Origin of the sequence: Thermodesulfobacterium hveragerdense DSM 12571, assembly GCF_000423845.1 — a bacterium.
GTDB classification, from domain to species: Bacteria; Desulfobacterota; Thermodesulfobacteria; order Thermodesulfobacteriales; family Thermodesulfobacteriaceae; genus Thermodesulfobacterium; species Thermodesulfobacterium hveragerdense.
This window is the reverse complement of sequence record NZ_AUIT01000012.1, coordinates 28,736-51,098: the sequence shown is the minus strand read 5'-3', so window position 1 is coordinate 51,098 and position 22,363 is coordinate 28,736. Positions and strand designations below refer to the sequence as shown.

The 22,363-nt window shown below is 36.1% G+C and carries 20 protein-coding genes, 1 tRNA gene and 1 pseudogene; 3 read left to right on the top strand and 19 right to left on the bottom strand.

The window, feature by feature from the left end; all coding sequences use genetic code 11:
* Window positions 1-312 (top strand): annotated as a pseudogene (locus G580_RS11465) (IS256 family transposase); the annotation flags it as partial.
* Here G580_RS11465 and G580_RS0105385 read toward each other — a convergent pair.
* The 11 genes from G580_RS0105385 to G580_RS0105330 form a co-directional block, all read right to left on the bottom strand.
* Window positions 242-811, bottom strand: a complete 570-nt coding sequence (locus G580_RS0105385) for a hypothetical protein (RefSeq protein WP_028841342.1) — start codon at window positions 809-811, stop codon at window positions 242-244. The pseudogene G580_RS11465 and the gene G580_RS0105385 sit on opposite strands and share 71 nt — an antisense overlap.
* A gap of 3 nt (window positions 812-814) precedes the next feature.
* Window positions 815-1,114, bottom strand: coding sequence for a hypothetical protein (locus G580_RS0105380; protein WP_028841341.1), 300 nt, complete (start codon window positions 1,112-1,114; stop codon window positions 815-817).
* Window positions 1,115-1,459: 345 nt separating this feature from the next.
* Window positions 1,460-1,714 (bottom strand): hypothetical protein, encoded by a 255-nt coding sequence (locus tag G580_RS0105370; protein WP_169357084.1) that lies wholly within the window; start codon window positions 1,712-1,714, stop codon window positions 1,460-1,462.
* Window positions 1,715-1,783: 69 nt separating this feature from the next.
* Window positions 1,784-3,775 (bottom strand): hypothetical protein, encoded by a 1,992-nt coding sequence (locus G580_RS0105365; RefSeq protein WP_028841338.1) that lies wholly within the window; start codon window positions 3,773-3,775, stop codon window positions 1,784-1,786.
* 21 nt (window positions 3,776-3,796) lie between these two features.
* Complete coding sequence (locus tag G580_RS11010; RefSeq protein WP_156874793.1) at window positions 3,797-4,807, bottom strand: ankyrin repeat domain-containing protein; 1,011 nt, start codon at window positions 4,805-4,807, stop codon at window positions 3,797-3,799.
* Window positions 4,808-5,102: 295 nt separating this feature from the next.
* Window positions 5,103-5,399 carry a hypothetical protein gene (locus G580_RS0105355; protein ID WP_028841336.1) on the bottom strand — a complete coding sequence of 99 codons (297 nt, stop codon included), beginning with the start codon at window positions 5,397-5,399 and terminating at the stop codon, window positions 5,103-5,105.
* Between the two features lie 23 nt (window positions 5,400-5,422).
* A complete protein-coding gene (locus G580_RS0105350; protein ID WP_028841335.1) occupies window positions 5,423-5,689 on the bottom strand; it encodes a hypothetical protein in 267 nt (88 codons plus the stop codon).
* Between the two features lie 20 nt (window positions 5,690-5,709).
* A complete protein-coding gene (locus tag G580_RS0105345; RefSeq protein WP_028841334.1) occupies window positions 5,710-5,994 on the bottom strand; it encodes a hypothetical protein in 285 nt (94 codons plus the stop codon).
* A 692-nt stretch (window positions 5,995-6,686) separates the two neighbouring features.
* Window positions 6,687-6,760 (bottom strand) — tRNA-Arg (locus G580_RS0105340).
* Between the two features lie 57 nt (window positions 6,761-6,817).
* Window positions 6,818-7,567, bottom strand: coding sequence for an SIR2 family NAD-dependent protein deacylase (locus G580_RS0105335; protein ID WP_028841333.1), 750 nt, complete (start codon window positions 7,565-7,567; stop codon window positions 6,818-6,820).
* Between the two features lie 35 nt (window positions 7,568-7,602).
* Window positions 7,603-8,211, bottom strand: a complete 609-nt coding sequence (locus tag G580_RS0105330) for a DUF429 domain-containing protein (RefSeq protein ID WP_051173131.1) — start codon at window positions 8,209-8,211, stop codon at window positions 7,603-7,605.
* A gap of 152 nt (window positions 8,212-8,363) precedes the next feature.
* Between G580_RS0105330 and G580_RS0105325 the strand changes: the two genes are divergently transcribed.
* Together G580_RS0105325 and G580_RS0105320 are read left to right on the top strand one after the other, a co-directional pair.
* On the top strand, window positions 8,364-9,227 hold the full coding sequence (locus tag G580_RS0105325; protein ID WP_028841331.1) for a zinc metalloprotease HtpX: 864 nt from the start codon (window positions 8,364-8,366) through the stop codon (window positions 9,225-9,227).
* Between the two features lie 27 nt (window positions 9,228-9,254).
* Window positions 9,255-10,988, top strand: coding sequence for an ABC transporter ATP-binding protein (locus G580_RS0105320; RefSeq protein ID WP_028841330.1), 1,734 nt, complete (start codon window positions 9,255-9,257; stop codon window positions 10,986-10,988).
* On the opposite strand, the gene G580_RS0105315 is transcribed toward G580_RS0105320, so the two are convergent.
* The 8 genes from G580_RS0105315 to resB all read right to left on the bottom strand — a co-directional run bounded on the left by G580_RS0105315 (window position 10,973) and on the right by resB (window position 22,262).
* Window positions 10,973-11,992 carry a glycosyltransferase family 9 protein gene (locus G580_RS0105315; protein ID WP_028841329.1) on the bottom strand — a complete coding sequence of 340 codons (1,020 nt, stop codon included), beginning with the start codon at window positions 11,990-11,992 and terminating at the stop codon, window positions 10,973-10,975. The genes G580_RS0105320 and G580_RS0105315 overlap by 16 nt on opposite strands.
* Window positions 11,993-12,001: 9 nt before the next feature.
* On the bottom strand, window positions 12,002-12,556 hold the full coding sequence (locus G580_RS0105310) for a D-glycero-alpha-D-manno-heptose-1,7-bisphosphate 7-phosphatase (RefSeq protein ID WP_028841328.1): 555 nt from the start codon (window positions 12,554-12,556) through the stop codon (window positions 12,002-12,004).
* A gap of 7 nt (window positions 12,557-12,563) precedes the next feature.
* Window positions 12,564-14,024 (bottom strand): Rne/Rng family ribonuclease, encoded by a 1,461-nt coding sequence (locus tag G580_RS0105305; RefSeq protein ID WP_028841327.1) that lies wholly within the window; start codon window positions 14,022-14,024, stop codon window positions 12,564-12,566.
* A 5-nt stretch (window positions 14,025-14,029) separates the two neighbouring features.
* Window positions 14,030-14,869, bottom strand: coding sequence for a purine-nucleoside phosphorylase (locus tag G580_RS0105300; RefSeq protein WP_028841326.1), 840 nt, complete (start codon window positions 14,867-14,869; stop codon window positions 14,030-14,032).
* 17 nt (window positions 14,870-14,886) lie between these two features.
* Window positions 14,887-16,950, bottom strand: a complete 2,064-nt coding sequence (locus G580_RS10110; protein WP_051173130.1) for a polyribonucleotide nucleotidyltransferase — start codon at window positions 16,948-16,950, stop codon at window positions 14,887-14,889.
* A 103-nt stretch (window positions 16,951-17,053) separates the two neighbouring features.
* Window positions 17,054-18,601, bottom strand: coding sequence for an NrfD/PsrC family molybdoenzyme membrane anchor subunit (nrfD, locus tag G580_RS11620; RefSeq protein WP_083960813.1), 1,548 nt, complete (start codon window positions 18,599-18,601; stop codon window positions 17,054-17,056).
* Between the two features lie 16 nt (window positions 18,602-18,617).
* On the bottom strand, window positions 18,618-20,816 hold the full coding sequence (locus G580_RS0105285; RefSeq protein WP_028841325.1) for a molybdopterin-containing oxidoreductase family protein: 2,199 nt from the start codon (window positions 20,814-20,816) through the stop codon (window positions 18,618-18,620).
* A gap of 165 nt (window positions 20,817-20,981) precedes the next feature.
* On the bottom strand, window positions 20,982-22,262 hold the full coding sequence (gene resB, locus G580_RS0105280) for a cytochrome c biogenesis protein ResB (protein WP_028841324.1): 1,281 nt from the start codon (window positions 22,260-22,262) through the stop codon (window positions 20,982-20,984).
* Window positions 22,263-22,363 lie beyond the last annotated feature (101 nt).

Genomic DNA, 22,363 nt, shown 5'->3' with positions numbered 1-22,363 from the left:
CCAGCTTATATAAAGGGACTTTTGAAAAAGAAGGAGCATTATTTTGTTTATAAGAAATATCCTGAGGGGGTGAGGAGGTATATATACACGACGAATGTGGTTGAGAATATAAATAGCAGGATAGAGCTGATAAGGGTAAATACAGGGGGATATTTTCAATCAATCAAGACAGCAGAGGTTGCGATATACATAACAGTAAGTCGGATTCAGAAAACGAGATGGCAAAAACCACTTCCTTTAATTAAGTCTGCTTTATACGAATTGAGGCAAATGTTTGTAAAGAGATTTTATAAGGAGACACAATTCTCTTGACAAGTGTCCCGGATTGAGTTTGCAAATCAATAGTCAGTGTTATCCAGATTATAAAAAGCAAAATGTGTTCTGGAATATCAGTTTTTACTTTCAAAGTCCATTCTCTTAATCTGAAAAATGCTTTTAGCTTGTTTATCAATCCTTCAGGCCATTTTCGTGGTTCTTTTTTAATCTCTCCAATAAACTCATTATTTTCATATATTAAGCTACCTTTTAAAATGATTTCTCTACCGTTAAACTCAATAAAATAAGTGTACCCTATTTGAATCCCGTCTGGTCTTTTTACCTCATAAACTGTACCATCGGGGCATTCCATCCATAAATTTATGTCAACATCTCCTCCTGCAAGATATCTTTTTCCTTCAGAAGTTACTATGGTATCGTATTCTGAAGCACTCTGAGTTATTTTGGCTAATTTTAAACCATCCGGAGAAAAAACTTCATAAATACGAGAAAAAGAACTTCTTTCTATTGGAATTATTCTGTAGAAACTTTTCATTAATTAATCTCTATACTCTTCGTGATGAGGATTCACGTTATCAAAAGGTCGCTCTGGAGGATTAGGAAGTCTCTGTCTATCTCTATCTTCTTGCTTATCTTGCTTAGGTCTAAGACGTTCACGATCTTTTTTGTCATGTTTGTCGTCATAGTATTGAGCTCTTTCAGGATTCCAAGGCAGAGTAGAACTTATAAAAATTTGACTATTGGTTGTAGGATCTTGCACTTGACTGAAAGTAGCCTGTGCCTGACATGCAAAAAACAACCCAGCAATAATAAAAACACAAACTATTGGATGTTTCATAACACACCTCCCAGGTTTTTCAATTATAATAACACTTTACTAACTAATCTTGTTTAAAATCTACACATTTCTACGTACTTAATACATTCTCTATATATGGTACAAATTTGTTCTCCAGGACGAAATGGATTAGGTGCACACTCTTTCTTTGGAGGTCCCCATTCAGCACAAACCTTTACTATCTCTTCACATTCCTTCTTAGACTCAGAAGTCTTGTTATCAGATTCCGAGGCAAATAAAATTCTGTTATTAACAACTAAAACAAATGAATTTACTAAAAGAAAAAGTAAAAACAGAAATTTTTTCATAACCTTCCCCCTAAAGTATCAGATTTCATTCCAATTTTTATTCTGACTTTTTGTCTGATCTATTTTTATCGAACTTAAGCCTCGGTTCCTTACATCTTTTTTCATATCTTTTACATACAGTGTGAAGCTCACAAATCTTAGACTCACTATCAGGACCAACTATTTTACACTCTTCCTTTGTTTCCCATTCTACACATTCTGTTTTACAGTCTACTTCTGCAACAACAATACTACTACTAAATAGTGTTAATGTTATACAGAAAAATAAAACTTTAAAAAGCATCATTTTCATCACCTCCTGCTTTTTGTCCCCCTTTTATTTTTCTTAGTCAACCTGTTTTTCTTTCCAAATAAAATTACTTTATCGTATGTTTTCTTCATCTACCCTTTCAACCGAATCAATAAAAACATAATAATTTCCTATTGGTCCAAAATATTCTCTTTTATAGACAAGATAAAGCTTTAGTTTGTATTTTCCTGGTTGTAATATACTTAAATCATCTCCCTGTATTCCTGCGATATGATAAAATGGTCCAGACCTGGTCATCCCAACTACTTCAAGTATCGAACCGTAATCACAAGGCTTAGTTACTATCACTTCAACCTCTCTTTCAACAGGTGGCATTAGTGGACCAAAGTTAGATACCTCAAGAACATCTTTTGAAGTTTGTTCAGGTTTGGTTAGCTTGTAATCCATTGTTCCCATACTTTCAAATCTCTTTAACTCATTCTCTAAATAGGCAATTTTTTGTTGTTTATCAGGATGCTGCGATGCTTTATATCTTTCTATCTCCATCTTTATAGCTTTTATGGTTGCATCAATAAGTCTTTTTTTCAAAAGTTCTGTACCGAGATCAACCTTAATGCTAATGTTTATCGGTCCTGTCTGTTGATAGAGGTTAGAAAATATAAAGAATGGTTCATCTCTAACCATCGGAATCACAGGATTTTTTATTTCCATTGTATACGGCATCTTCAAACCAAATTCTTCCTGAAGGTCATAAACCAAAACTGTTCCCTCAGGCAAGAAAGCTTTACAGTTATCAGATACTGTCCTTTTAAACACTACTTCGTAGGTTGGAACTTGATTGTCTATTTTGTAAGTTTTATTTACTTCAGCTTTGACAGTTTTTTTATCTGTGCAACCATTGGTGTTCACTTTTATGGATATCCTGTGTTCTTTAACCTCAACTGCTCTTAATACCAGTATTCCTGTATCCATAGCCAGAAAAGAATACTCAAACTTCGTTTTAGTGTCAGAAATTGCGGGATCTTTGGAAATTCCTCCCCATTCAACTGCGGTAAAACCCTTTCTTTCGATCGGTTGTAATTTTGGTGGTTTGATATCCCTGTATTCATCCACCGCTTCAAAACAAAGAATAACCCTGATGAGTGTTTGAGGCTCTGGTGTGATACTGAGTTTCAGGTGTTTATCCAAAAATTCTCTATCAACCATTTTGATTATATAGTACCTTGCAGGTGATAAAGCTTTTAGCCAGTAATCCTTAAAATCTTTAATTTCTTTTTTGTTCAGTCCCATCTGTGGAAGATATTCATCAAACCAGTTTTCAAGGTTACAATAAGGAACGATCCATCCTTCATCAAGAAGTTTAACTGTCTCTTCAAGCTGGGCTTCATAAAAAAGATAGTCATATTTTCCATCGATTTTACCATCAGGCGTAACCCTAACCTCCCAGCCAGTTTTATATTCTGGAATACTATCTGTAATAGTCCCTTTAATGTTAAGGTTAACTTTTACTCCGGTTGGTTTTTCATGGTAAAGATAGATGGCAGGTTTTTTAACTACCGGTGCTTCTTCACATTGTATAAGCTTAATACCAAGAAAAGCAAAACAAAGAAGTTCTTTGTTAGATGGACAGCAAGACGGATCACTTTCTTTGTGGGTCAATATATCAAGAAGGATTTCTAATCTCTCTGTTGGAAAAATTGGTCTATTTACCACTTTGAGGTTTTCTATTTTTACTCTATCACCTAAAACGATAGAATTGGTTTGCAAAAAAGTGTCATCAGTTTTAGAAATCAAGGCTGTTAACTCATAGAAAATTCCACTTCCACCACCAGACTGACCAAGAACAACCACTGCATCAGGCATGCCGTCTCCGTTCAGATCTTTAATCAGAAATCTTTCGACCCAAACTTTCAGGTAATCAGGAAAGGGTCGTTCGTATTTGCCATCTTTTAAGGTAACAGTACGGTTTCCAAAGGTTAAACGATAAGTAAAGTTGTTAACTAAATCACTATCAATTTTCTTATGACTTGCAATAGAAGGGTTAATGTTAAAAAAAGTGAGACACAAAAGGATTATAGATATGATTAAAGAACTCGATCTCATATTTATAGACCTCTCAAATTTTTAATCTATGCAAATGTTTTTACAAGCTTCAACCGAATTAAAAGGTACCACATCATCACATCCACCGTAAAAAAATTTTTCACACTTATTTAAACCGGGTATAAAATATGCCCCCCAAAATAGTCCTTTACAGGGTCCCACTTGAGGTATTAAATAACATCTCTTTTTAATATCTATCTTTTTCCCTTGAGTTTTTTCCAGAGTTTCCTTTAAAAACAAAGCTATATTTTTTCTTCCCTTAAAAACACAGAAGTCTAAATCCTCTTCTGTGGGCACATTACCTTTTTCAACAAGTAATTTAACAAGCTTTACCGAATCGCTATTAGTACAAACGTAACGAATGAAGTTCTTCTTTACTGGGCTAATACCTCTTTGCACTAAAACGTCTACTACATCTTCATATCCATTTATTAAAGCTTCTTCCAGTGTTTTTTCATCAACTGGCACACCCCAATCGATTAACATCAAACCCACTTTTTTGTGCCTTCTACTTAAAAATTCATTTAAGGTTTTTACATCGATATTTTCTTTAACCTTAAAACCTTTTTGTACACAAAGATTGAAAATTTCTATAATCTTTAGATCTACAGTTTCTGGATAAAAAACAAAATTGTATAAAGGTATTTTCCCATAACCATCTCTGTAAACACAATCAGCCTTGTTTTGAATAAGAAAAGAAATGGTAGTTATGTCTCGTGCATAAAGTATCGCATTATGTAAAGGAGTTTCTCCTCTATTGTTGGGTATATTAATATCCATCCCTTTTTCTAATAAAAGTTTAATGATTTCTTTATAATTTTTCCTGACCGCATAGTGAAGTAAAGTATCTCCGTATTTATCTCGGATAGTTAAATCTTGTTGCTTCAGTATATATTCTTTCATTCTATCAGGATTTTCAGAAATTTCTTCTAATTCAGCAGTTATTGAATTTAATAATTTTTCGTAAAGTTCGGCTGGAGCAGAGAATGATCGTAAATTATGTAAAAGGAGAAGAAAAAAAGTTAGCAACAAAACTTGATAGATCCAAACTTTGGTATTAATAGATTTTCCCCTTCAAAATTTTAAAATGTTATCAATTACATTTTTCTTTATATTCACTACAGACTTTGTACTACAGACTTTGTATATAGTAAGAAGTAAAAATTTGTTCTCCAGGATGAACTTCATTTTGTTTAAACTCTTTTTAGTTTTTCCATCGAGTACACACTTTTTCCCTTTTCTTTTTAGGTTGAAAAGTTTTATTATCGGTTTCTAAAGAAAATAAAATTCCTCACGTTTTTTACCTTCTTCTTTTGTTAAATTTTTATCATTTCAACTCTTTATCAATTTGAGGAGTAGGTGTTGGAATGTATTGCATGCCTCCTCCACTTAAGTTTGAAGGCCTTGAGGTGTCAAAACCTTGACCTGCCTCGTGTCTTGCTCTTTCCCAAGAGCTATTTAGGTCTTTATAATTTCCAGGATGCGCTGAATCTTTTTCTGCTTGCCAAGAACTACCGGAAGTTCCTGAAGCCTGATCATAAGCAGAATCTTTAGCTATACAAAACCCGGATGATAAAAATACTACTAATCCTGCTAAACCAACCAAAAGTTTTAAGTTTTTCATAATCCACCTCCTAAAAATTAATGTTATTTACCGTGACCATACTGGCCTTTACGGTTAATATTAGGAACACTATATTTTGGCGAACCTCTAAGTCTTTCCTTGAAATCTTTGTTTTGGTTGTCTGTGTTTTTTGAGGAACTCGTTGAACTATTGATTTCATAATTATTCGAAGATACCGTACTTGTTGAACTACTAATCGATTGATTTGTATCGTTGGTAGCTTTAAGGTCTTTTATTAAAAATATACATATTAACAAACAAAAACTTAGAATAAAACTCTTTTTTTTCATCGTTAACCTCCTGCAAATTTCTATAGTATAGGTCCCTCCTGACATATTGTGTCATATTTTTTACATACAGGACGTAGAACGCAGGTTTTAGCTTCACTATCAGGTCCAACTATTTTACATTCCTCCTCTGTCCCCCATACTACACATACCTTTTTACAATGCATTTTTTTGTGATGCTCTTTATGATTATCAGACTTATCCATGTCAGGCATCGGTCTTTCTTCAGCCATGCTAACACTTCCACTAAGAAACACTAACATAAAAGCAACAAAACAAAATAGAATTTTAAAAAACACCTTATTCATAGTCTTACCCCCTATTTGGAAAAATTTTTAATTTATTAGTTAAATTCCTATAAAAATAAAATTATATAATCCTTTTTTCTTGTCAATAGATAAAAATTTTTTTTAATTTATATTTACTGTCGAGCATCCCCACTTTGTTTTCAATATAGAAGAAAATTTTTAACCGCAAAGACTTTGTTTTGTTTTTGACCTTTTTGGATACACTAATAGATTTTTAACCTATATAAAATGATTTTTATTGTCTGACGGAATAAGAACAGCAGTTGCAATCAATATAGCTTCATCTTTAGAATCAACTACCAGTATTCACAAAAAATCCATAAGAAAATTAACCTTCTTCGAAAGCCAAACAAGCTCTTAATAAAATCTTTTAGAGAGACAAAATGCTTAAGATTACACGACTGAAAAACCTTTGCCACTATAAATTCGACAAACAGAAAACGACAGTGTTGAACATATTTTGAAAGACATTATAGAGTACTACCTTTTAGATCTTTATTCTCGTCAAAAAGAACAGCAGGCAAAGGCTAATTAGCTTAAGAGTAAATTTAATGAGGCTTACAGGTAAAAATGGCAGGGAATTTTGATTGTTTGAAGATTGCCTGCAAAATGCAGGCAAAAAGGACACGAATTTCCGCCAAAATCCATGGGAGGGATTTCTTGAAACCTTTGAAAATTGCTTGAAAAGCAAGCGCGCCCGGCAGGACTCGAACCTGCAGCCTTTGGATTCGTAGTCCAATGCTCTATCCGATTGAGCTACGGGCGCATACACTTTAAAATATAACAGTTTTTTAGGTTAATGCAACCTAATTTAGTGTGTATTTTATCCTTCTAAAAACCTTTTAAACTCCTCGAAAAACTCTCCTGCCCTTTCCTTAAAAAAGTAATCGGTAATACTTTCAGTATAAGCACTTTCTTCAGGATTGACCTCTATTATTTTAGCACCTGATCTCTTAGCTTCGTAAGGTAAATAAGCGGCAGGATAAACTACTCCTGAAGTTCCTATAATAATAAGAGCTTTACACCTTTTTATTAACTCAAAAGCTTGGTTTAAAGCCTCTTCCGGAAGTGGTTCCCCAAAAAATACGATTTCAGGTTTTAAGGCTTTACCACATTTTTCACATTTAGGACAGGGAAACATCTTTAGAAACTCCTCGGTAAAACGATATTTTTTCCCACAATTAAGGCATACTAAACTTTCTCCACTTCCATGAAGCTCTATTACTTTTTTACTTCCAGCTTTTTGGTGAAGGTTGTCTATGTTTTGAGTTATTACTCCTTCAAGATAGCCTCTATTTTCAAGCTCTGCCAGGACTAAATGGGCAGGATTAGGTTTCGCCTCTTTAAAACACTGATACATCTCTCTTAGCATCATCCATACTTTTTCAGGATTCTTTATAAAAGTCTCTATATAAGCATATTCTTCAGGATTATACTTAGTCCAGAGACCTTTGGCTCCTCTAAAAGGGGGTATCCCACTTTCTACCGAGATCCCAGCTCCGGTAAAAGCTACTATCCCACCTTGTTTTATCAGCTCTACAACTTCTTTTACAAGTTCTTCTTTTCTATTCATAACTTTTACCCCTTTAAGGTTTATTAGCTAAAGGATTAGGGATTATGGATACATCCGTCTATACCTTTTAATTCTAAAGCCAGCCCCGTTTTTTGCAAAATTCCTGTTAATAAACAAGCTATGCTATCAAGTTCGTCTTGCGTATAGGGCCTATTTTCTATAAAAACCTCTAAGTGAGACAAAAACTTTTTAAAAAAGTCTAAAATAGCCTTTTTATCTTTTCTTTTTATATGATAAACATCATAAAACGCTCCGGGAAAGACCTCGTAAACCTCGATATCCTTAGCTATTAAGAAATCTCTTAGTTTCATACCTCGTTCAGTAAGTTTTCTCATACCTCCAAGGGTAATGGGAAAAAATTTAATCTTCAACTCTCGAAGTTTCAGATCGCATTCTCTAAAATGATACTCATTTCGTTGTTCTATATCACACCTACCATAAGGCAAACTTAAAGGGGCATCTATATAAACATATTTAAACTTTACCGCTTTTTCAAGAAGTAGCTCATCTTCATAAACCAATTGGGTGAGCAAAACCTTATCCTTAATGTAGGCTAACCCTGTAGGCTTTTTAGGAGAACCTGCAAGGTCTATTCCTAAAAAATCTTCTAACTCTATCTTTGGTAACTTTATTTCGTTAAGCATTTCTGGATATCCTTTATGGTTCTAATTAAAACTCTCTTTAACCTTAAAACCTACCTCTATCCCCTTAACCCTCTCTATCCCTTGACATTTGTAAATTTTTATTTAATTTATTTTTCTAAATAAAATTTGCAAGTTTTAGGAGGGGAAGATTTATGTCAAATGTTTTTAGGACTTTTTTGTTCTTAGCTATTCTTACTGTTCTTTTTATCTTTGTAGGTAAACTGATAGGTGGAAAAACAGGGATGACCATAGCCCTTATCATGGCTGGTTTGATGAACTTTATTGCCTACTTTTTTTCTGATAAAATTGTTTTGGCTACAAGTGGTGCTATTCCTGTAGAAAAACACGAAGATCCTGAGCTTCATGCTATGGTAGAGGAGGTAGCAAGAAGAGCTGGGATTCCTAAACCTAAGGTTTATGTTATTCCTGTAGAAACTCCTAATGCGTTTGCTACTGGGAGAAATCCAGAAAATGGAGTAGTTGCGGTAACTGCAGGAATTAGAAAACTTCTTACTCCTGAAGAACTTAAAGGTGTGATAGCTCATGAAATAGCTCATATCAAAAACCGAGACATTTTGATTTCAACGATTGCAGCTGTGTTGGTTGGTGCTATCACCTATTTAGCTAACATAGCCCAGTGGGGGATGATGTTTGGTGGTTTTAGCAGAGATGAAGAAGAAAACAATAATCCTCTTGCCATAGTAGCTACTTTAGTAGCTATTATCGTTATTCCTATAGCCGCTACTCTTATTCAATTAGCCATAAGTAGAAGTAGAGAATTTTTAGCAGACGAAACAGGTGCTAAAATCATCAAAAATCCTTTAGCCTTAGCTCGTGCTTTAGAAAAGCTTGAAAATTGGAACAGAGCCTATCCTATGGACATAAATCCTGCCAAGGCTCAAATGTTTATAGTAAACCCTCTTTCAGGAAAAACCCTTTTTAAGCTTCTTTCTACCCACCCACCTATAGAAGAAAGGGTAGCAAGGCTTATTCAACTTGCCAAAGAAATAAGATAAGAATATCCTGTAAACATAGGAGTTTCTTTGTCTTCCGAACTTTTTTCTTTCTTAAAAAAAATTTTATCTTTTCTTAAACCCTTTTGGAAAACTTTTCTGTTAGGACTCTTTTTTGCGGTGGTTAGTTCTTTAATCACAGGGGCAAGCACCTGGGCTATAAAACCTATCTTTAATTTTGTTTTTGTTGAAAAACATCACGAGTATTTTTTTCTTGTTCCTCTTTTGATGGTATTAGTCTTTAGCTTGATGGGGATTACTTCTTTGCTTCAAGCGTATTTTATGAAAGCCGTCTCTGCAGGAGTTATAAATAACCTTAGGTTAAAGTTGTTCCAAAAATTTCTTTATCTTCCTGTAGAGAAAATAGCAGTCCAAACCCATGGACAGGCTGTATCAAAGGTGATAAATGACACCGCCCAGATAGAGCCCATCTTAGGTGAAGCGTTAACTACTATTTTTCAAAGCTCCTTTTCAGTGTTAGTATTGATAGGGGTTGCGCTGTATCAACGCTGGGACCTCACATTGTTAGCCTTTATTACCTTCCCGGTAATTATCTTTGGTAGTAAAGCCTTAGGGGCTAAAACCCGAAAAGCAAGAAGGCTTGCCCAGGCTTCTACCGGAGAATTGACCCACAAGATGCAAGAACTTTTGCAGGGAATAAAAGAAATAAAACTTAGTCCTTCTCCAGAAAAGGTAATAGAGCTTTTTTCTAAAGAGCTTGAGCGTTTTTACAGATGGAGCCTTAAAATTACCAAATACAGAGAAGGTTCTAAAAGCTTAGTAGATGTAGTTACAGGAATAGGCGGTGCTCTGGTTATAGGATATGGAGGGTTTCTTACCATCAATGGTGCTATGAGCCCGGGAAGTTTTCTATCTGTATTAACAGCCATCCTACTTATTTTTAATCCTATAAGGAAGCTTTCGAGAGCCTATACTTACCTAAAAGAGGCTCAAGGTGCCTGGGTAAGGATAGAAGAGGTCCTTAACCTTCCGGTTGAAACAGGAGGAAACCTAAAGGCTCTTCCCCCTAAACAAGGCTTTACCTTTAACGAAGTATATTTTCGTTATGTCTCAACCCCAGACTGGACGCTAAAAAACATCAATCTTTTCTTACCTGCTAATAAGATTATTGCCTTTGTTGGCCCAAGTGGTTCTGGTAAAACCACTTTAGCTTCTCTTCTTCCGAGATTTTTAGAACCTCAAAAGGGAGAAATACTTTTAGATCACACCAATCTCAAAGAATTTGAAATCGGAAGTTTGAGGAATCTTTTCGGAATGGTCCTTCAGGAACCTTTTTTGTTTAACCTTAGCATAAAAGAAAACCTTCTTATCGCAAAACCTGAGGCTTCAGAAGAAGAAATCATAGAAGCCTGCAAGTTAGCCAAAGCCCACGATTTTATCTTAACCCTTCCTAAAGGATATGATACTGTATTAGGAGAAGAAGGGTTTAACCTTTCAGGCGGTCAAAAGCAAAGAATAGCCCTTGCCAGGGTTTTTCTCAAAAAACCACCTATCATCATTTTAGACGAAGCCACAAGTCAGCTTGATGCCATTACCGAGGAAGCTATTCAAGAGGCTTTAGACCATTTAAAAGGAAGACACACCATCATCATCATAGCCCACAGGCTTTCAACCGTCACTAAGGCTGACCTCATTTTTGTGTTTGAAAAAGGCGAAATCGTTTCTCAAGGCACCCATCAACAATTACTTGAAACCTCTACTCTTTACAGAAACCTCTATCAAACCTTTCAAAAATGTAGTTGACCTAATTTTTCTTTAATTGCCTGAAAAACTTCTTCAGGTAAAATAGAATTCATACAATCCCACTGAGAGCATTTCTTTTTAAAACATGGGCTGCATTTTAACCTACTTTGTAAAATCTTAAAATCACCTCCCCAGGGGCCTGTTCTTGAGGGAGAAGTAGGACCAAATAAAGCGATGGTAGGAACTTTTAAAGATGAGGCAATATGCATAGGACCTGTATCAACGGTTACTACAAGTTTACTTTTTTGAATAAGTCCTATCAACTCTTTTAATCCTAACTTTCCTACTAAAGATTTTACCTCTGGGTGTTTTTCTTCCATCAACCTTGACCAATTTTTTAATTCCTCTTCCTTGGGTCCCCCTGTAAGATAAATCTTAAGTCCAGGATAGGCTTTTAAGGTCAAATCTATAAGTGTTTCCCAATAAGAAAAGATCCACCACTTAGTTTCCCATCTGGCAGAGGGAATAAAAACTATATAAGGTTTTCCTACCAGATCTAACGGAGGAGGTAAACCTGGTAAAACCGCTTTAGGAATGGTGTCTACTTCTTTTTTAAACTCTGGATCTATAAGATGTATTGCCTGTTCAGTCAAGTGTAAATAACGTTTCACTGCATGGACCTCAGGGTCATAGCCAGGAAGTTTTACGTTGTAAAAAATAGGGCTTAACTCACGGTGATTTTCAAATCCCACTTTAAACTTAGCCTTAGCTAAACCTATTACTACCCCGCTTTTAAAAAGCCCTTGATAATCTATGGCTAAATCGTAAGTTTCCTCTCTCAAATTCCTGATAAAGGCTTTCAGTTTACTAGGATTTTTAAGGTCTTTTTTTGAAAAAACTATTGTCTTCCTTAAATAAGGATGTCCTCTTAAGACCTCTGCATTCCTTTCGTCTACCACCCAGTCGATGATGCTTAGAGGATATTGTTGTTTTATTAGGGTTAAACAAGGAAGGGTTTGTACTACATCTCCCAACGCTGAAAGTTTTACCAAAAGAATCTTCATCAAACTTTATTAAAAGTTCCTTATGATGATTTCAGCAGCTTCTTTCAGGTTTTTAGCAACCCAGTCAGGATAAATCCCTTTTTTAGGAGCTACATACTTTAACTCTCCTTTACCATATCCGGTTAAAACAAGAATGGTCTTTATCCCTAACCTTTTTCCAGTCTCAACATCTACAATCTTATCTCCAATAAAGTAAGACTTCTCAAGTTCTATCGGATATTTTTCTAAAGCCTGTAAAACCAAACCAGGGTTTGGTTTTCGACAAATACACCCTTCATTTGGACCATGCAAACAAACAAAAAAATCATCCAGTTTAACACCTTTTTTAGCAAGTCTTCTTGCGATAAGCTGGTTCACCTCAAAAACCAAATCTTCTGGAAAATATCCTCTCGCTGGTCCGCTTTGGTTGGTGACAACGATAAGCTTAAACCCTTTGTCTTGTAGAAGTTTTAAACCTTCAGATACCCCAGGTAAAAGACGAACCCTGGAAGGGTCGTTTATATACCCCATTTCTTCGTTGATGGTACCGTCTCTGTCAAGGAAAACAGCTGGCTTTTTATCCATACTCAGATTAATTTAGAATGTGAAATTTATATTCATAGACTAAAAATTCTTTATTTGACTTTAAAGTGGTACTAAATCCATATTTTTTCTCTAAGTCTTCAAGGTAATGAATTTCCTCACCTATGATTTCTGAAAGGTCAGGATGGATTTCGATCTCTATTTTTTTGTTTTTGATATGAGGTGCCATTTTGATAAGCCTTCTTAAAATTTCATAGAAGATCGTCTTTTTACTTTTGATACTACCTTCTCCATGACAATAAGGACAGCTTTCTAAAAAGACTTTATAAAGAGAGTCTCTTTTCCTTTCGCGGGTCATTTGTAAAATACCAAACGCAGAAATAGGTAGAAAACTATTTTTAGCTTTATCCTTTTTCAAAGCTTCTTTTAATGTTTGCACCACTAACTCTTGGTGTTCCGGATTTTCCATATCGATAAAGTCTATGATAATTAATCCACCTATATTTCTAAGTCTTAGTTGATAGGCAATTTCTTCGGCAGCCTCTAAGTTGATTTTATACACAGTTTCTTCTAATTCTTTGGTACCGGTATACCTCCCTGTGTTAACATCTATAGCAGTAAAAGCCTCACAAGGTTCGATCACTATAAAACCACCTGACTTAAGCCAAACCTTACGGGAAAGAATTTTCTTTATATCGATCTGGATTCCATGGGCTAAGAAAATATCTTCTTTTCCTTGATAAAGTTCTACATAGGATGCTAAGTTAGGAAAATAACGTTCTAAAAAAATTTTAATCTCTTTAAAAAAGTCTTTATCGTCTACTACTATCTCAGAGATGTCTTTGGTAAAGAGGTCTCTTATAGCACGAAGGGCAATGTTTAGCTCTTCATACACCAGAGCCGGAGCCTTCATTTTTTCAGCTTTTTCTTTGATTTCCCCCCAAAGACACAACAAAAAATCCATCTCTGCCTTAAGCTCTTCTTCCGTAGCTCCGACTGAAGCTGTCCTTATAATCCAACCTGTGTTTGGTGGTTTTATCCTCTCTAAAATTTCTCTCAGCCTTATTCTTTCCTTTTCATCCCTTATTTTTCTTGAAATACCTATTCTGTTCATGTAAGGAAGATAAACCAAATAGTGTCCAGGGAGGGTTAAGTTGGTAGAGACCCTTGCTCCCTTATTTCCTAAAGGTTCTTTGATCACCTGCACAAGGATTTCTTGCCCTTCTTTCAATATTTCATATAGATTTGCCATAAAAACCGTATCCTTTTCCCATTCTATTTCTGAAGAAGGCATGATATCATCACCAAACAAAAATGCTGTACGGGAAAGACCAAGGTCAAGAAAAGCAGAGTTAATACCAGGAACCACCCTAACTACTTTTCCTTTATAAATATTACCTACTAAACTTTTTTCTGAAGGCCTTTCTACATAAAATTCAACCAACTGTCCGTTTTCTACCAAACCTACTCTTATCTCAAAAGGAGCATAATTAATGAGCAACTTAGCCATGGTCGTTATAAACGAAGCTCCTTCAAAAATTCTCTTATAAGTTTTTCTAACCGTTTTTCTGCTCTTTTAGACTGTTCAACCACCTCAGAAAAAAGGATAGGAATAAAGTTGTCTGGATCGTTTACGTTTGAAATAACAGAAATTCCTAAAACCTTTAATCCTGCATGAACTGCAACTATCACCTCTGGCACAGTAGACATACCCACGGCATCTGCTCCTATCATCCGTAAAAACCTTGTTTCAGCAGGGGTTTCAAGACTTGGACCTGGAACCGCTACATATACCCCTTCCCTTACCTCTTCTCCGAGCCTTAACGCAACTTTTTTAAAAAGTTCTCTCATCTCTTTATCATAAGCACATGACATATCAGGGAACCTTGGTCCCCATTCTTCGTTGTTTATTCCTCTAAGAGGATTATCTGGAATAAGATTTATATGATCTCTTATAACCATCAAGTCACCAGGTTTAAAGTTTAGGTTTAGTCCCCCTGCGGCGTTAGACACTAAGTATAGTTTAGGTCTAAAAAGACTTAAAACCCTTAAAGGAAAGGTTATCTCTTTAGCTGAGTAGCCTTCATAAAAATGAAACCTTCCCTGTAAAACAGCTACCCTTTTATTTTCTAAAATCCCAAAACAAAGCTCTCCTTTATGAGTTTCTACTGTAGACCGAGGAAAGTTAGGCAGTTCACGATAAGGAAAGACAGCCAGCTTGTTGACCCTATCCCCCAAAGAAGATAGACCTGTACCTAAAGTTATGATGATATCTGGTCGAAAAGGAGCGATTTTTTTTAAATAATCAAAAGTTTCTTTTACTTTTTCAAAGTATTCTCTGTCTTTTTTTTCCATTTTGTTTTTAGCCAATCTTAAAACTGATCGGTAAACTTAGGTCTCCCAAGGTCATCTATTTCTATTACTTTAACCCGGATTACTTCACCTATGTTATAAGCACTTTTCAAATCCTTTGGAGGGTTCGCCATTTTTGAAACATGTAAAAGACCTATCTTCCCTGGTAACACCTCAATAAAAAGTCCATAGGGCTCTACCCTGGTTATCTTTCCCTCATAAATCTTACCTATTTCTACCTCAGATACAAGAGCTTCTATCAGTTTTTTTGCTAAATCTACCTCTTCTTGAGTTTGTCCAGTAATACTGACCTTACCTCCCTCTAACACCCAGATGCTGGTATTTGTTTTTTCTTTGATCTCCTTAACTGTCTTTCCCCCTGGACCTATTATAAGATGGGTTTTATCTTCAGGAACGGTTATGATTTCGATCTTCGGAGCATATGGAGAAAGGGTTTTTCTTGGTTCAGATATAGCCTCATACATCTTATCCAAGATAAACTCTCTTGCCTTTTTAGCCTTTGAAAGAGCCTCAGCTAAAACCTCTTTAGAAAGTCCTTTAATTTTAATATCCATCTGAATACTAGTAATCCCATCCCTGGTACCAGCAACCTTAAAATCCATATCTCCAAGCTGGTCTTCTTCTCCTAAAATATCTGTTATTATTAAAGACCTCCCTTCTTCTAAAATAAGACCCATCGCAATCCCTGCTACATGCTTACGAATAGGAACTCCTGCATCAAACAATGCTAAAGAACCAGCACAAACCGTTGCCATGGAGGAAGAACCGTTTGATTCAAAAACATTAGCTACCACCCTGATTATATAAGGGAAAACTTCTTCCTCTGGAATTAAAGGTTCTAAAGCTCTTTCAGCTAAAGCCCCATGACCTATTTCCCTTCTTCTCGGGGGGCCCCAAGGTCTGGCTTCTCCGGTGCAAAAAGGAGGAAAGTTATAATGAAGCATAAACCTCTTAAAAACCTCTCCCTCATAAATACTTTCTACCAACTGAGCCTCTTCTCTTGAACCTAAAGTAACGCTTGCAAAAACCTGAGTTTGTCCTCTGGTAAAAACCGCACTTCCATGAGGTCTTTCAAAGGGATGAATCTTAATATCTATAGGCCTTATCTCATCGGGAGTTCTTCCATCAATCCTCTTACCCTCTTTAAAAAGTTTCTCTCTCATTACCTTGCTTATCAGTTTTTTATATTGATACCCCAGTAAAACTTTCTGCGAGGCTATTTTTTCATGCTGATTGACAAATTCTTCAAAAATTTGTGCCAAAGCTGCCTTTCTTTGAAGTTTATCTTGTATGCTTAAAGCCTCTTCAATTCTTGATTTAACAAAACTGTTTAAGGTTTCTATAATATTTAACCAATCAGAAGGCAACTCTACATTCACCTTAGGTTTTCCTAAGTCTTCTATAAGTTTCTTTTGAGCCTCTATCAAAGGTTTAGCTCTATCTAAAACCAAATAAAGCGCCTCAAGAACAACCTCTTCTTCTACCTCTTTTCCTCCTCCTTCTACCATCACGATAGCATCTTCAGAACAAGACACAATCAGCTCTAAGTCTGCCTGTTGTCTTTGCTCATAGGTAGGGTTTAGGATAAACTCTCCGTTCACTCTCCCAACCCTAAAACCTGCGATTGGACCTTCAAAAGGTGCTTGAGAAAGCATCAAAGCAGTAGAAGCCCCAGTAATAGCTAATACATCTGGGTCATATTTTTCATCAGCCGAAAGGGTTAAGGCTGTCACCACCACATCGTAAAAAAAACCTTCAGAAAAAAGAGGCCTAACAGACCTGTCTATAACTCGAGATACCAGAATTTCTCTATCCGTAGGTTTCCCTTCTCTTTTTATAAAGCCTCCAGGTATCTTTCCCCATGCTGAAGACTGCTCTCTATAGTCTACCGAAAGGGGGGTGAAATCTACCCCTTCTACCAAAGACTGCCCTATCACTGCTGTTACCAAAACAGCTGTATCTCCCTGTCTTATTACAACTGATCCATCAGCAAACTTAGCATATTCTCCGGTTTCAATAATAATCGGATCGCCCCATCCCAGGTCTACCGACAATCTTTTCATATATTACTCCCTTAATTTTTTGCTTAGATAAGTTTAGAGTATAAAATTAAAAATGCAAGAACTTTTGAGTTTAGTTCTAAAAGGTTATTATATATTAATTTAATTAATATATACTCAGCTTAATAAGTTGTCCAGCATAAACTATAGCCCCTCTCAAGATTAGAGTTCCTGTGATTACCAGTATAGCGGCTATGTTCATCCTCAAAATCTGAGCTCTGGTAAACTGATAAGGAAGTCCGTGCTCTTCAAACTCGGTAATTTCTCCGATTTTCATACGTAAGGCAAGAGGTAAAAATAAAAAGATCAATATTAAAGCAAGGGTATAAATAAAATACTCTCCTTTAAACGAAAAGAAAGGTTCTAACGCCCTTTTGTAAGGGGCAGAAGAAACATATAACCCATAAAAGTAAAGAGGTATAAGCAAAAGTTCTATGACGATAAGCCATACGTCTATTTTTGTAAAAAGATACTTGATTTCTACATCCTTGGCTATGATAACTATCAAAGCTGCTCCTGCTGAAAGAGCAGAAACCAAAAACAAAATAGGGAGGGTCGCGTTATTCCATAACGGAACAGCCAAAAAAGAGGCTAAAAGAATACCAGTATAAATAGCCAAAAAGATACCTGCCACAAAGTTTATTTTGGCAATCAGTCTCATTCTTGGTTTTAACCTATCTGAAAATCTTTTTAAAAATTCAAACTTTAGATAATGTTTTTGTTCTTCAGGCAACACAGCAAGAATATAAAGGGCATTAAAAAACAAAACTAAAGGAACACCCCAAGTACCCCAGGACATAAGAGAAAGAGGCTGAAAGGTCAAATATCCCCAGTAAAGATGCCATGGGGCTTTAATTTCAAGGATGATAAAAAGAGCACCTACAGCAAGCATGACAAAAGCAATCAATGGAGCTCTTACACATTTGGCTAACTCTTCTACTGTTTTGGTAGGCCTAAGGTTGGCGATAGAACACATAACCAAAGTTCCTGCAGCCAATCCTCCTAAAAATAGATATAACACTATCCTCCAGTCCCATACCTCAAAATGAGGAAAGGTGATAGAGTTGGTCCCGGTAATGGTTATTTCTACCATGGTTAAAACCCCCCCTGGAAATCTTTTGTTAACGTAAAAAACACGAGGTTTAGTACCTGCCCATTCGAGCCTTACAGCAGCATCGTAGGTCCTTAAAAGTTTAGACACCTCACTTTCAGGGTCATCTAAATCTCCAAAAATCCTCGATTTTCCTAAACAAGTTTCTACACAAGCAGGTGTTTTCCCTTCTTTTAATCTGTGCTGACAAAAGGTACACTTATCAGCTGTTCCATCAGGACGAATGTATCTTGCGTCATAAGGGCAAGCTAAAATACAGGCCTTACATCCAATACACTTTTTATGGTCTATTTGAACGGTTCCATCTTTTGCCCTGTGAGAAGCTCTGGTAGGACAGGCATCTATACAAGGAGCAATCTCACAATGATTACAAAGCTCTGACCTAAGCTCCATCCTGAGGTTGGGGAACTCTCCTCTAACCTCTTCTACCACCCTTGTCCTAAAATAACCATCTGCTACCTTATTCTCCTTTTTACACGCTATAACACAAGCCATACACCCTACACATTTTTCTACATCTATAACCATGGCATATCTTGGCATTTTATGTCACCTCCCTTTAAGCCTTCTCTATCTTAACAAAATTAACCCTCATTCCCACACTTCCAGAAATCGGGTCTACAGCATATCTGGTTATCAGCTGTTGGTCGTCTGCACCGTTTAAATAAGCTCTTTTTAGCATAGGAGAAAAACTTCCAAATCCATGAGGGACATAAACACAATCTGGCCTAATCCTTTCGGTAACCTTTAGCTTAACTTTATTGCTTTTAACTCCATCCTGGTTAACAAGGACCACATAATCCCCGTTTTTAAGTCCTAACTTCTTAGCTACCTTAGCGTTAACCCAAGCAGCATTTTCTTTCATCAGCTCCCATAAAGAAGGATTGTTAGTAGTCCGTGAAAAGGTATGCACAGGTACCCTACCATAAATAAGTCTGAAATAACCTTGAGGCGGTTGTTCATGCTTGGTATAGGTAGGAATAGAAGGAAAACCTGCTTCCTCTAATTGCTTGCTATAGAGTTCTATCTTACCAGAAGGAGTTTTAAATTTAAACTCAAAAGCCTCATCGATGTAAGGACTGGCTGTGTCTGGTATCTCTATATAACCTTTCTGTTTAAGCTCTTCAAAATTTAATCCAAGAGCCTCACATTTAGCCTTAAGAAAATCCTCAAAATCATTATAAGGAAAATATTCCTTTAAACCAAGCCTTACTCCTAACTCTTTTGCTATCCACCAACCAGGCTTGGTATCATACATCGGGTTAACAACCGGTTGTCTCAAGGCTAACCCTATGCTTCTTTCCTTTACCACAAAAATATCATCATATCTTTCTAGGTAGGTACACTCTGGGAGAACCACATCTGCATAAAGCACATGATCAAAGGGCATCATATCAACCGCTACTACAAGGTCCAACTTTTTAATAGCCTCGATGGTATCCCTCTGATTAGGAGTAGATTTAATAAGATTAGTCCCTGTAATCAACCATCCCTTTATAGGATAGGGTTTCTCCGTAAGGGTTGCCTTTATAATCTCAGGGATAACCCCTTCTTCTTCGGTAAAAGGGTAAGGCCCTTTATTTATCTCAGGTTTTTGATGTTCTGGATAAGGTACTCCACAAAAGTCTCCAAAACCATACTCAGACAAAGGATTCTTTGGTGGAAGATATATACCCCCTGGCCTTCCATAAGCTCCTAAAAGGGCAGTAAGGATCGCTATCGCTCTTACTCTTTGAGTATTATCTCCATACCAGGCAGTATGTCTTCCAGGATGAATTAAGACAGAAGGTTTGTTTTTTCCCATAATTCTTGCAGTCTCTATGATCAAAGAAACAGGGATGTCTGTTTCTTTTTCAGCCCATTGAGGAGTATATTCTTTCACTGCTTCAGCCAGTTTATCAAAACCTTCGGTATATTTAGCTACATACTCTTTATCATAGAGCCCCTCTGTTATGATTACATTTATCCAGGCCAAAAGCAAAGCAAGGTCGGTAGCTGGCTTGATAGGAAGCCAGTATTTAGCTTTGCTTGCTGCGGTAGAAAACCTCGGGTCTACTACGATAACTGTAGCTCCCTTTCCGACTGCCTCTGCAAACTCCTGACACATGGAGTTATGTGCATTTTCTCCTATATGAAACCCCATCAATACGATAACTTTACTATTCTTTAAATCCACCCTTTCTGGATTACCCACAGGTGCACCAAAGGTAAGTTTAAAGGCTATGTCTCTTGCCCCTCTACAAAGGGCATAAGAAGGCATACCCAAATTAGGAGAACCATAGGCCCATAAAAGATGAACAAAATAAGTAGATATAGTTCCATGGGTAAAGAGGGCTACAGACTCCGGACCATAGGTTTCTTTAATCTTGAGCATCTTTTCTGCTACATAATTTAAAGCTTCATCCCAGGAAGCCTTTTTAAACTTACCCTCTCCTCTTTGTCCAACCCTTATTAAAGGATGTTTTAGCCTGTCTGGGTCATAAAGAAGACCTATTCCTCCATGACCTCTGGCACAGAGCTTACCTCTTGATTGAGGATGTGCAGGATGTCCGTCAAGCTTAACCACCTTTCCGTCTACTACCTTTGCCATAACCCCACATCTCCAAAAACACATCTCACAAACCGTAGGAATATATACCGGTTTACCTTCGGGTTTACGCCCTAAACCTAATAATCTATCTACCTGTGTAGCCCCTATAACTCCAATTCCTCCAGAAGCAGCAACTACCTTTAAAAAATCTCTTCTTGACCATTTCATTCCTTAAACCTCCTTGGTCTTTTCTAAGCCCTTTAAGAAATTAGTTTAAAAAAGAGATATAAAAAGTCAAGATTTAACGCAATCATTTATTGAAAATTTAAACAGGACGAGCTTAAGAAGAACTAAAAAAGAAAAAAACTAAAATCTAAGAGAAAAACTTAATAATTAAGCCTCTAATTTCTTTAAAAGCTCGTTTAAACTTAAGTTAAGACCGCTTTTATCTCTTTTTATCATCCCACCGATCTTTATAAAAGTTTCTTTTTCTTCTCTTTTCAGAAAAACCCAAAGGGTTTGAGGATCAAGAAAATATACCCCTATCAACCCAAAGATCATCAACAGAAAACCCATGTAAACCAACCAAACTCCTGGGTCCTTTTTAACTTGAAGCACACTCATGTAAAACTTATCAACCAGGCCTTTAAGTTCAAGTTTCCCTACATTTTTACCTATCTTAAACTCTGAAGGTTTACCCTCGATAGCGAAAATCTCGTCCCCCTCCCCTGTTTCTTGATCTAATAGATTAAACTTAGCTACCACAAAACCTTGATGAGCCATATAGGCATCAAGCATAAGCACGTATCTATCACCTATTTCTGCAGGTACCGTAGGATCAACTTGTTTTTCTAAGGTTTTCCCGTCTATACTTACTCTTATAGTAAATTTAGGCAATTCTTCATAGCTTGCTTGATAAAAGGTAATTCCTTTATATTTAGCCGGCTGGTTAACCTTGATCAAAGCATCTACTGTTTTATTGTTTTTTTCTATAAAAGTCACATTTGAAACATACTCTTTAGGAGTTCCGTCTGGATAAACTTCCATCGTAAACTTATTCAGTTTCACAGAAAAATCAACTATAACAGGATGGTCCTTCCTAAAAAGGTTTATCTGATTAGAGGTTTCCCCTTCTAACAAATACATGTTACCTCTAAAACCCCAAATAGCACCTACGATAGCTCCTACTATTATCAGAACCAAAGAAAAATGAACTAAATATACCGCTAAATAACCTATCCGATTTTTATCCTGATAGAACAAAATTCCTTCTGGAGTTTCCTTTTGTTTAAACCCTAAGGTTTGTAATAGATTTATCAGTTGAGAAACATCTTTTTTTAATCTAGTCTCTTGAGCATTAGGTAATTTATGCGGGTCAACTTCTGCAGGATTTTTTTTAAAAAGCTTCCAGCTAAACTTAATCCTTTTTATCGAACAGCTAACAAGGTTTACCATGAAAAATAATAGTAAAAAAATATACAATACAGAATGATAAAAATCATCAAGCTGAAAAGCAAGGATCAACCGGCCTAAGGATGGTCCGTATTTCATCAAGTAAAAATCTGAGGGGTGAGCCTGAGGAATAATAGTTCCTAAAATGGAAAAAAAAGCTATAAGGAAAAACAAAACTATGGCAACCTTAATCGAAGAAATAAAATCCCAGATTGACCTCATTCTTCAACTCCTTTAGGTTAGTTTAAAAAACTTTTTTAAAAATAACATATAAAAATTTTTAAATCAACCCCATAACCTCACCTTGAAAAACCTGTAATTTA